This is a genomic window from Mesorhizobium sp. M7A.F.Ca.US.006.04.2.1, assembly GCF_004022915.1.
In the GTDB taxonomy this organism is placed as follows: domain Bacteria; phylum Pseudomonadota; class Alphaproteobacteria; order Rhizobiales; family Rhizobiaceae; genus Mesorhizobium; species Mesorhizobium ciceri.
This window is the reverse complement of record NZ_RZQA01000146.1, coordinates 1-9596: the sequence shown is the minus strand read 5'-3', so window position 1 is coordinate 9596 and position 9596 is coordinate 1. Positions and strand designations below refer to the sequence as shown.

Sequence of the window (9596 nt, the reverse complement as noted above, 5' to 3'; positions counted from 1 at the left end):
GGCGACCTTTTCAGGCAGCGCCGTGTCGCTTGCCGTCATCACGGTCGTCTGCTCCGTCGTGACATCAGACGAATCGGAGGCGGCGATCGCCTTGCCGCTGGAGGCCGCGTTTACATCCGATGCGGTGGCATTGTAGCCGGGCATTCCGACCGACATTGCCGGGTCGCCAGCCGAAGTGCAGGAGGCCAGAAGCAAGGAGCAGAGCGCTGCCACAATGGCGCGGCGTTCTCCCTTTGCGAGGCTCCATCCTGCTGATTTCAAACTCAAATTCCCCCTCGATGTCCGGTCGGCATATCTTGGCGCGGCATGCATGCGTCGCTGCCAAGGTGACCTTTGTCTCCGATCCGGAAACGAGACCTGTGTCAAATCCGCAAGCCTGGAAGTATTTTTGCAGTGATTGCCGAATTACGGCCGCTTGATGGTTGACGACACCATTTCGCCCGCTTTTGGCGGCCCGTCAACTCACCACACATTACAGTCCGTTACACACGGACCTTCACATAGGTGCCCGGAGCATCACCCAAAGTTTTCATATGCTTGCCCGGTTTGCGGGCAGGCACGCGGGTGTTGTCCTTGGCCTCTATCCAGCCTTGCCAGTGCGGCCACCAGGATCCTGGATGGTCGGTGGCATTGGCTATCCACTGGCTGAAGTCGCCCGTCGGCGTACCCCCGGTCCAATACTGGTATTTGTTGGATGCCGGCGGATTGACGACACCGGCGATATGGCCCGACCCCGCCATCACATACTCGACCGTGCCGCCGAAATATTTCGAGCCGAGGAACACCGAAAGCGCCGGCGCGATGTGATCTTCCTTGGAGGCGAGGTTGTAGACCGGGATGGTGATGTCGCCGAGCGAGACCGTGCGGCCCGCCAGTTCCATCGTGCCTTGCGAAAGGTTGTTCTCAAGATAGCAGTTGCGCAGGTAGAAAGAGTGGTTGGCTGCGGCCATGCGGGTGGAATCGGCATTCCAGTAGAGCAGGTCGAAGGGCAGGGGATCCTTGCCGCGCATGTAGTTGTTGACGACATAGGGCCAGATCAGGTCGCCTGAGCGCAGCATGTTGAAGGCGGTCGCCATCTTGGTGCCGTCGAGATAGCCCTTTTCGCTCATCGACTTTTCCACTGCCGCGACCTGTTCTTCGTCGACGAACACCTTCAGGTCGCCGGCATAGGTGAAGTCGACCTGCGTGGTGAAGAAGGTCGCCGACTTGATGCGGTCGTCGCCCTCTTGCGCCATCAGCGCCAGGGCCGCCGCTAGGAGCGTGCCGCCGACGCAATAGCCGATCGCGTTGACGTCGCGTTCGCCGATGGCCTTCTCGACCGTGTCGAGGCCGTATTGCAGACCCTCGCGGATATAGGCTTCCCAGCTCTTGGTGCCGTGGCGCTCGTCCGGATTGACCCAGGAGATGACGAACACGGTGTGGCCCTGTTCAACCGCCCAGCGAATGAAGGATTTCTGCGGGTTCAGATCGAGGATGTAGAATTTATTGATCCATGGCGGGCAGATCAGCAGGGGCCGCTTGAGCACCGTCTCGGTCGCCGGTTCGTACTGGATGATTTCGGCGACGTCGCTGCGGCCGACCACTTTGCCGGGAGTGGTGGCGATGTTCCTGCCGATCTCGAAGGGCGAGTAGTCGGCCTGCCGCAGCTTCAGGTCGCCCTTGCCGGCGGCGATGTCCTCGGCCAGCATCTTCATGCCGCGCACCAGGTTTTCGCCGTTCGAGGCGACGGTTTCGCGGAACAGTTCCGGATTGGTCAGGATGAAATTCGACGGCGAGATGGCGTTGGACACCTGCTTGACGTAAAAGCCGGCCTTGTGGCGGGTGTGCTCGTCAAGACCTTCGGCGTGCTCGACCAGATCGGCCGCCCAGCGCGAGGTGACGAGATAGGCCTGCTTGAGGAAATCGAAGAAGGCGTTGCGGCCCCATTCCGGGTCGAGGAAGCGCTTGTCGCCGCGCTCCGGCTTGACCGCGTCTTCGGTGTCTTGCGCGGCGTTGCTGGTGCGCTGAATGGCGTTGGCCCAGACCGTCATATAGCCGGAGAACAGCCGCGTCTGCGCTTCCAGCGCGCGCTGCGGATCGGCAAGCCAGTATTCGCTGAGCTTGGAAAAGGTCTTCACCATATCGACGACGGGCTCGGCCACATGGTCGCGCACGTCGCCTTTTTCACGCGGCTCGGCCCAGGCGGAAGCGGCCTTGCCGGCCTGCTCGATCATGCGCGCCATGTTCAGGGCGAAGCGTTCCGGGTCCTTCACCAGATATTGCTCGACGGTCGAAGGCTGGTCATCTTCCGCTTTGCCCGAATCGGGTGTTTTGGACATGGTTGGCGGGGTTCCTCCCGAGGCCTTTTCTTGACATATTAACATGGGACATCCGACCGGGCCAATCTCGCTCTACCTCGGCTGCCAAGGAAACAATATGACGATTAATATTGGCGAGACTGTTTTTTTCGGTGCCGGACGTTTTTGCCGCATCGGCGCGGCGATCGTCCTCATCGGCATTGCCGGGTGCTCGAGCACCAACACGAATGGCCCGACGCCTGTCGCTGTGGGTGCGGGACCGAAGGATACCGGCACCTTCCCGAACCTGAACATCAAGCCGCAAGTGGCGGCGCCGCAGTTCACCGAAGCCGAGAAGAACGCCAAGCTCGCGCAATTGAAGGCGGATGAGAATGCGCAGGCGGCAAAGGGCGGCGGCCCCAAGGTCGTCAACCAGGCGGCGCTGACGGATCTGGCCAAGAAGCATGGCGACGAAACGCTGAAGCAGATCGAAGCCAAATGCGACCCCGCCCTCGACCCTACCTGCAAATAAGTATATAGCGCGCGCCCAACACCCCTTCGCTGTCTGGAACTGCCATGGAAGAATTTCACAAGGTTCGCCGGCTTCCGCCTTACGTGTTCGAGCAGGTCAACCGGCTCAAGGCCAGCGCCCGATCGCGTGGCGCCGACATCATCGACCTCGGCATGGGCAATCCGGACCTGCCGACGCCCAAGGCTATCGTCGACAAATTGTGCGAGGTCGTGCGCGACCCGCGCACGCATCGCTATTCCTCGTCGCGCGGCATTCCGGGCCTGCGCCGCGCCCAGGCCGCCTACTATGGCAGGCGCTTCGGCGTGAAGCTCAACCCCGACACGCAAGTGGTGGCCACGCTCGGTTCGAAGGAAGGCTTCGCCAACATGGCGCAGGCGATCACCGCGCCCGGCGACGTGATCCTGTGCCCGAACCCGACCTATCCGATCCATGCCTTCGGCTTTATCATGTCGGGCGGCGTCATCCGCTCGCTGCAGGTGGAGCCGGACGACGGTTTCATTCCGGCGCTCGAGCGCGGTGTCAAGCATTCGATCCCGAAGCCGCTGGCGCTGATCCTCAACTATCCGTCGAACCCGACAGCGCTGGTCGCCTCGCTCGATTTCTACAAGGATGTGGTCGCCTTCGCCAAGAAGAACGACATCATCATCCTGTCCGACCTTGCCTATTCGGAGATCTATTTCGACGGCAATCCGCCGCCTTCGGTGCTGCAGGTGCCTGGCGCGATCGACGTTTGCGTCGAATTCACCTCCATGTCGAAGACCTTCTCCATGCCCGGTTGGCGCATGGGCTTTGCCGTCGGCAACGAGCGGCTGATCTCGGCGCTGACGCGGGTGAAGTCCTACCTCGATTACGGCGCCTTCACGCCGATCCAGGTGGCGGCGGCACACGCGCTCAACGGCGACGGCGCCGACATCGCCGAGGTACGCGACATCTACCACAAGCGCCGCGACGTGATGGTCGACGCCTTCGGCCGCGCCGGCTGGACCATTCCGGCACCGGCGGCATCGATGTTCGCCTGGGCGCCGATCCCGGAGCCGTTCAAGCATCTCGGCTCGCTCGAATTCTCCAAGCTGCTCATCGAACATGCCGACGTGGCCGTGGCGCCCGGTGTCGGCTTCGGCGAGCATGGCGACGAATTCGTGCGCGTTGCTCTGGTCGAGAACGAGCACAGGATCCGGCAGGCGGCGCGCAACATCAAGCGCTTCCTGTCGACCAGCGCCAAGCAGCCCAACAATGTCGTGCCGCTCTCCGCTCACCGGTAAGCTTGCCGCACGCAAATTCGATCTGACTTTGAGGGACGTCGCCGGACATGGCTGAAGCATTGCGTGTTGGAATTGCCGGCCTCGGCACGGTCGGTGCATCGGTGGCGCGCGTGCTGCGCGACAAAGCGGTGGAACTGACCCGCCAGTGCGGCCGTGACGTGATCGTCACCGCCGTCTCGGCGCGCGACCACAAGCGCGATCGGGGCGTCGATTTGAGCTCTGCAAAGTGGTTCGACGATCCGGTCAAGATGGCCCAGACCGCAGAAATCGACGTGTTCGTCGAACTGATCGGCGGCGACGAGGGCCCGGCGCGCTCATCGGTGAAGACGGCACTCGAAGCCGGCCGTCACGTCGTCACCGCCAACAAGGCGCTGCTGGCCAAGCATGGCGTGGCGCTGGCCGAGATCGCCGAGAAGAAGGGCGTGCTTCTCAACTACGAGGCGGCGGTGGCGGGCGGCATTCCCGTCATCAAGACGATGCGTGAGGCGATGGCCGGCAATTCGGTCACCCGCGTGTTCGGCATCCTCAACGGCACCTGTAACTACATCCTGACCCGCATGGAGGCCGAGGGCATCTCGTTCGATGCTTGCCTGAAGGACGCGCAGCGGCTGGGCTATGCCGAGGCTGATCCGACCTTCGACATCGAGGGCCACGACACGGCGCACAAGCTGTCGATCCTGACCAGCCTTGCCTTTGGCACCAGGATCGCCGCCAACGACATCTACATGGAAGGCATTTCCAACATCACCCAAGCCGACATCCGCGCGGCCGCCGATCTCGGCTACCGGATCAAGCTGCTGGGTGTCGCCCAGCGCACCGAGAGCGGTATCGAGCAGCGCGTGCATCCGACGATGGTGCCGACCGCATCGGTCATCGCGCAGGTGCATGGCGTCACCAATGCGGTGGCGATCGAAACCGACATTCTGGGCGAGCTGCTGCTGTCCGGCCCCGGTGCGGGCGGCAACGCCACCGCATCGGCCGTCATCGGCGACATCGCCGACATCGCCAAGAGCCGGCCAGGCTTCCAGCATGGTCCGGTCTTCGGCCGGCCGGCCAAGGAGCTGAAACCCTACAAGAAGGCGCAGATGCGCAGCCATGCCGGCGGTTATTTCATCCGGCTGACCGTGCACGACCGCATCGGCGTGTTCGCGGCAATCGCCAAGCGCATGGCCGACAATGACATCTCGCTGGAATCGATCGTCCAGCACGCAGTCAACGGCGAGGCGGCGGCACAGAAGACGGTGATCCTTGTCACCCACGAGACGACGGAGGCCGCCGTTCGCAAGGCGGTAGACGGCATCACCAAGGACGGACATCTGACCGACAAACCGCAGGTCATCCGCATCGAACGGGCAGGGTAGCTTTGTCCGACAGTCGCGCGGGACAAGAATTCCGCAGGCATTGAGGTCCGGTCTGGAGGCAGGCAGCTGCCACAGACCGGAACGAATTCGCGTCGACGCCGTTCTCTTGGTCACCAACCAGAGGAACCGCTTCATGGCTGACACCAACAAATCCGACACCCCCGATATCGACGACATCCAGAAGACGTTGGAAAAGCAGATTGCCGAACTGCGCAAGGAGATCACCAAGATCAACAAGAGCATTTCGGCGCGGGGCGCGGAGATGCTCGATGACGCCAGCGAACAGGCGTCCGAGTTGTACGACACCGCGGCGAACCGCGCTTCGCGTACGGCGCAACAACTGCGCAGCCAAGCCCAGGCTGTTTCGGAAGTCGCGCGCGAGAATCCTGGTACGACGACAGCTTTGGTCGGCGTGATCGGCCTGCTCGGCTTTCTGGCCGGCTTCGCCATTGCTCAATCGACGAACGATACCTCCCGCCGCTGGTATTGACCGCAGCGCAATAGGGCCGGGCTTCCGGCCTTTTCTATTGTTTTCAGCAAATCACTTTTAAGGAGGACACCATGGCTTCGTCAGCGTTGATCGGCATCCTGATCACATTCCTCGTCATCATCCTCGTTCTCTATCTGGTTCAACGCCTGCCGCTCGATGGCCGGATGAGACAAATAGTTCAGGTCATCGTCATCATCATCGGCATCATTTCGCTGCTCAAATACCTCGCGGTTTTTTAGGCCGCGAAGGCCGCCATTCTCACCGTTTTAAGACTGGCCCGGCGCGTGGCGATCGGGCCGGTCGTGTTTCAAGACGTAGTTTAATCGATTGATATTGTTGGATATTCGATAATATTCGTGGCAGGTCTTGCCGTTGTCATGCTCGTTTGACAAAACAGGCCCGCCTCCGGCGGGAGGCCGCATTGCCAACGAGGAAATCACCAGATGAATGTGGCCCAGAACATCGTCGCCGGCCTTGACCGGATACTCACCATGGAACTGGTGCGCGTCACCGAACGGGCCGCCGTCGCGGCCGCCAGGCTGCGTGGGCGCGGCGACGAAAAGGCGGCCGACCAGGTCGCCGTGGATGCCATGCGCCAGGAACTCAACCGGCTTTCCATCAGGGGCACGGTGGTGATCGGCGAGGGCGAGCGCGATGAAGCGCCGATGCTCTATATCGGCGAAGAAGTCGGCTCCGGCAAAGGTCCGGCGGTCGATATCGCGCTCGATCCGCTCGAAGGCACGACGATCTGCGCCAAGAACCTGCCCAATGCGCTCGCCGTCATCGCCATCGCCGAAAAGGGCAGCCTGCTGTTTGCGCCCGATGTCTACATGGACAAGATCGCCATCGGTCCGGGCTATGCGGACGGCGTCATCGATATCGATGCCTCACCGGCCGAAAACATCGCCAGCCTCGCCCGCGCCAAGGGCGTGGCTATTTCGGACATCACCACCTGTATCCTCGACCGGCCACGTCATGCCAAGCTGATCGATGCCGTGCGCGCCACGGGTGCCGCGATCCGGCTGATCGGCGACGGCGATGTCGCCGGCGTCATCCACACCACGGATCCGGAAGAAACCGGCATCGATATCTATCTCGGCACTGGCGGAGCACCCGAGGGCGTGCTGGCCGCCGCCGCGCTGCGCTGCACCGGCGGCCAGATGCAGGGCAGGCTGATCCTCGACACACCGGAAAAGGTTGCTCGCGCGGCAAAGATGGGTATTTCCAATCCGAAACGGGTCTATCGGACGGAGGACATGGCGCGCGGCGATGTGCTGTTTGCGGCCACCGGTGTCACCGACGGCAACATGCTGGCTGGCGTCAAGTTCGGCCACAATTACATCACCACCCACACGATCGTGCTGCGCTCGTCGTCGCGGACGGTGCGCGAGATCAAGGCACGCCATCAGGACCTGGATAAGTTCTGACGCTTGCTTGCGAAGCCACCTTGCAATTGTTAGCCATTCGGGCGCACCCGATATTGGCTGCAAGGATTTGACGATGAAACCGTTCGACTGGCACGCGGATCCGATCTCGCGCGCCACCGCCATCACGCAGTCTTATCGCAACACCCAGAATGTGCGTCGCTTTCTCATCCGGGAATGCAGCTACGCATTCAGCTTCGACCGGCCTTTCATGGCCTGGCTCAAGGACGGTGTGGAAACGACGATGGGCGATGCGGCCGACGAATGGCTTCGGCGCCAGGCTGAAAAGCGGAAAGCGCAGTTTTCTTGACACTTCCCGGACGGCGCACACCGTGAATCGCTTGGCTTTGCCTGCCTTTGGCCTATAGAGCGTCGCATGAACGTGACACGATTTAAATCGTTGCCAATGCAGGTCGTCGCCCCAAAACCGCTGCGCACTTTTGGGCGACATGCACTATCGTGCGGCCAACGATGAGTTGGCAAAGCGTATGACCGGCGAAAAGCGCCTCTTCCTCGATGTCAGGCAGTCGGTATCAGGGGTTTCCTGGGAGCACCGGCTGACCGAGCGGCAGGACATGATCGCGCTCGCCATCGCGCAAGGCTACGGGGTACCCGATATCGTAGCACGGGTGCTTGCCGGCCGCGGCGTCACCGCCGAGCAGACCGAGCGGTTTCTCGATCCGACGATCCGCGATCTTCTGCCGGATCCGGCATCGCTGACCGACATGCACAGGGCGGCGGCCCGGATCGCCGCCGCGGTGATGGCCAGGGAAAAGGTGGCGATCTTCGGCGACTATGATGTCGACGGCGCCGCCTCGTCGGCCTTGCTGAAGCGGTTCCTCACGCATTTCTCGGTGCCGTCGGAAATCTACATCCCGGATCGTATTTTCGAGGGCTATGGCCCCAACCCCGACGCCATGCGCGAACTTGTTTCGCGTGGCGCGACACTGATCGTCACCGTCGATTGCGGCACCAACAGCGCCGCTTCCATCGATGCCGCCAATGAGGCCGGGGCCGATGTCGTGGTGCTCGACCACCACCAGGTCGGCGGTGCCTTGCCGGCGGCAATCGCTGTCGTCAATCCCAATCGCGACGACGACCTTTCCGGGCAGGGCCATCTCTGTGCCGCCGGCGTGGTCTTCCTCGCCCTTGTGCAGACGGCCAGGATCCTGCGTAGCCGCATGGCCGATGCTACGCCGCCGGACCTGCTTTCGCTGCTCGATATCGTGGCATTGGCCACCGTTTGTGACGTGGTGCCGCTGACCGGCGTCAACCGTGCCTTCGTGGTCAAGGGGCTGCAGATGGCGCGCCAGCAGAAGAACGAAGGGCTCGCGGCACTGGCACGGGTGTCGCGCATCGGCGAGCCGATCAGCACCTTCCATCTGGCCTATCTGATCGGCCCGCGCATCAATGCCGGCGGACGCATCGGCGATGCCGCACTTGGCAGCCGGTTGCTTGCGACCGACGACCCGGTCGAGGCGCGCACCATTGCCGAGACGCTCGACCGGCTCAACCAGGAACGGCAGCTGATGGAGCAGGAGATGCTCGCGGCGGCGCGCGCCGAGGCCGATGCGGAGCTCGCCGGCGGCAATGGCCCGGCTATCGTCGTCACCGCCAGCAACAGCTGGCATCCGGGCATCGTCGGTTTGCTCGCCTCACGGCTGAAGGATCATGCCCGCCGGCCGGCCTTCGCCATCGCCTTCAACGCCAACGGCATCGGCACCGGCTCGGGCCGCTCGGTCTCGGGTTTCGACCTCGGCCGGCTGGTGCGCGAGGCGGCCATTGCCGGTCTGATCGTCAAGGGTGGCGGGCATGGCATGGCGGCGGGCATCACCGTCGAGCGGGCGAGGCTTGGTGAGCTCAGGGCTTTTTTCGAAGAGCGGGCGGCAGCCGACGTGTTTCGCCTGCAGGGCGAGGAAAGCCTGGCCATAGACGGTGCGCTTGCCGCTGAAGGCGCGACACTCAGCCTGCTCGACGCGCTGGAACAAGCCGGACCTTTCGGTGCCGGGCACGTGGCCCCTGTTTTCGCGTTGCCGCGCCACCGGTTGGCCGATGCGCGGCCGGTCGGCACCAATCACATCCGCGTCGAGCTGCAATCGGAAAGCGGCGGCCGGATCCAGGCGATCGCCTTTCGCGCCGTCGATACCGCGCTTGGCGAATTCCTGTTCAAGAACCGGGGCAAGACAATCCACGTCGCCGGTTCGCTCTCAGGAAATTACTGGAACGGCAACCGCACCGTTCAGTTTCGTAT

The 9596-nt window shown here is 62.8% G+C and carries 9 protein-coding genes; 8 read left to right on the top strand and 1 reads right to left on the bottom strand.

Annotated features, from left to right (window positions below; all coding sequences use genetic code 11):
• Positions 1-482: 482 nt before the first annotated feature.
• A complete protein-coding gene (gene phaC / locus EN925_RS10650; protein WP_127366348.1) occupies positions 483-2318 on the bottom strand; it encodes a class I poly(R)-hydroxyalkanoic acid synthase in 1836 nt (611 codons plus the stop codon).
• A gap of 97 nt (positions 2319-2415) precedes the next feature.
• Here phaC and EN925_RS10645 point away from each other — a divergent pair, with 97 nt between their 5' ends.
• The 8 genes from EN925_RS10645 to recJ form a co-directional block, all read left to right on the top strand.
• Complete coding sequence (locus tag EN925_RS10645) at positions 2416-2808, top strand: hypothetical protein (protein WP_063167871.1); 393 nt, start codon at positions 2416-2418, stop codon at positions 2806-2808.
• Positions 2809-2852: 44 nt separating this feature from the next.
• On the top strand, positions 2853-4070 hold the full coding sequence (locus EN925_RS10640) for an LL-diaminopimelate aminotransferase (RefSeq protein ID WP_013531991.1): 1218 nt from the start codon (positions 2853-2855) through the stop codon (positions 4068-4070).
• 47 nt (positions 4071-4117) lie between these two features.
• Positions 4118-5431 (top strand): homoserine dehydrogenase, encoded by a 1314-nt coding sequence (locus EN925_RS10635; RefSeq protein WP_013531990.1) that lies wholly within the window; start codon positions 4118-4120, stop codon positions 5429-5431.
• A 133-nt stretch (positions 5432-5564) separates the two neighbouring features.
• On the top strand, positions 5565-5921 hold the full coding sequence (locus EN925_RS10630) for a hypothetical protein (RefSeq protein ID WP_024505708.1): 357 nt from the start codon (positions 5565-5567) through the stop codon (positions 5919-5921).
• Positions 5922-5992: 71 nt separating this feature from the next.
• Positions 5993-6160, top strand: a complete 168-nt coding sequence (locus tag EN925_RS10625) for a Thivi_2564 family membrane protein (RefSeq protein ID WP_013531988.1) — start codon at positions 5993-5995, stop codon at positions 6158-6160.
• Positions 6161-6364: 204 nt separating this feature from the next.
• The gene (gene glpX / locus EN925_RS10620; RefSeq protein WP_013531987.1) at positions 6365-7348 is read left to right on the top strand and encodes a class II fructose-bisphosphatase; all 984 of its coding nucleotides are present in this window, start codon (positions 6365-6367) and stop codon (positions 7346-7348) included.
• A 73-nt stretch (positions 7349-7421) separates the two neighbouring features.
• On the top strand, positions 7422-7655 hold the full coding sequence (locus EN925_RS10615) for a DUF6434 domain-containing protein (RefSeq protein ID WP_063167872.1): 234 nt from the start codon (positions 7422-7424) through the stop codon (positions 7653-7655).
• A gap of 178 nt (positions 7656-7833) precedes the next feature.
• On the top strand, positions 7834-9596 hold a 1763-nt coding region (gene recJ, locus EN925_RS10610; RefSeq protein WP_128336518.1), incomplete at its 3' end, for a single-stranded-DNA-specific exonuclease RecJ.

Excerpts from the sequence above, each read along its gene's own strand:
- EN925_RS10630 (WP_024505708.1), top strand. The coding sequence starts at position 5,565 with ATGGCTGACACCAACAAATCCGACACCCCCGATATCGACGACATCCAG.
- EN925_RS10640 (WP_013531991.1), top strand. The coding sequence starts at position 2,853 with ATGGAAGAATTTCACAAGGTTCGCCGGCTTCCGCCTTACGTGTTCGAG.
- EN925_RS10645 (WP_063167871.1), top strand. The coding sequence starts at position 2,416 with ATGACGATTAATATTGGCGAGACTGTTTTTTTCGGTGCCGGACGTTTT.
- phaC (WP_127366348.1), bottom strand. The coding sequence starts at position 2,318 with ATGTCCAAAACACCCGATTCGGGCAAAGCGGAAGATGACCAGCCTTCG.
- EN925_RS10615 (WP_063167872.1), top strand. The coding sequence starts at position 7,422 with ATGAAACCGTTCGACTGGCACGCGGATCCGATCTCGCGCGCCACCGCC.
- EN925_RS10635 (WP_013531990.1), top strand. The coding sequence starts at position 4,118 with ATGGCTGAAGCATTGCGTGTTGGAATTGCCGGCCTCGGCACGGTCGGT.
- EN925_RS10625 (WP_013531988.1), top strand. The coding sequence starts at position 5,993 with ATGGCTTCGTCAGCGTTGATCGGCATCCTGATCACATTCCTCGTCATC.
- glpX (WP_013531987.1), top strand. The coding sequence starts at position 6,365 with ATGAATGTGGCCCAGAACATCGTCGCCGGCCTTGACCGGATACTCACC.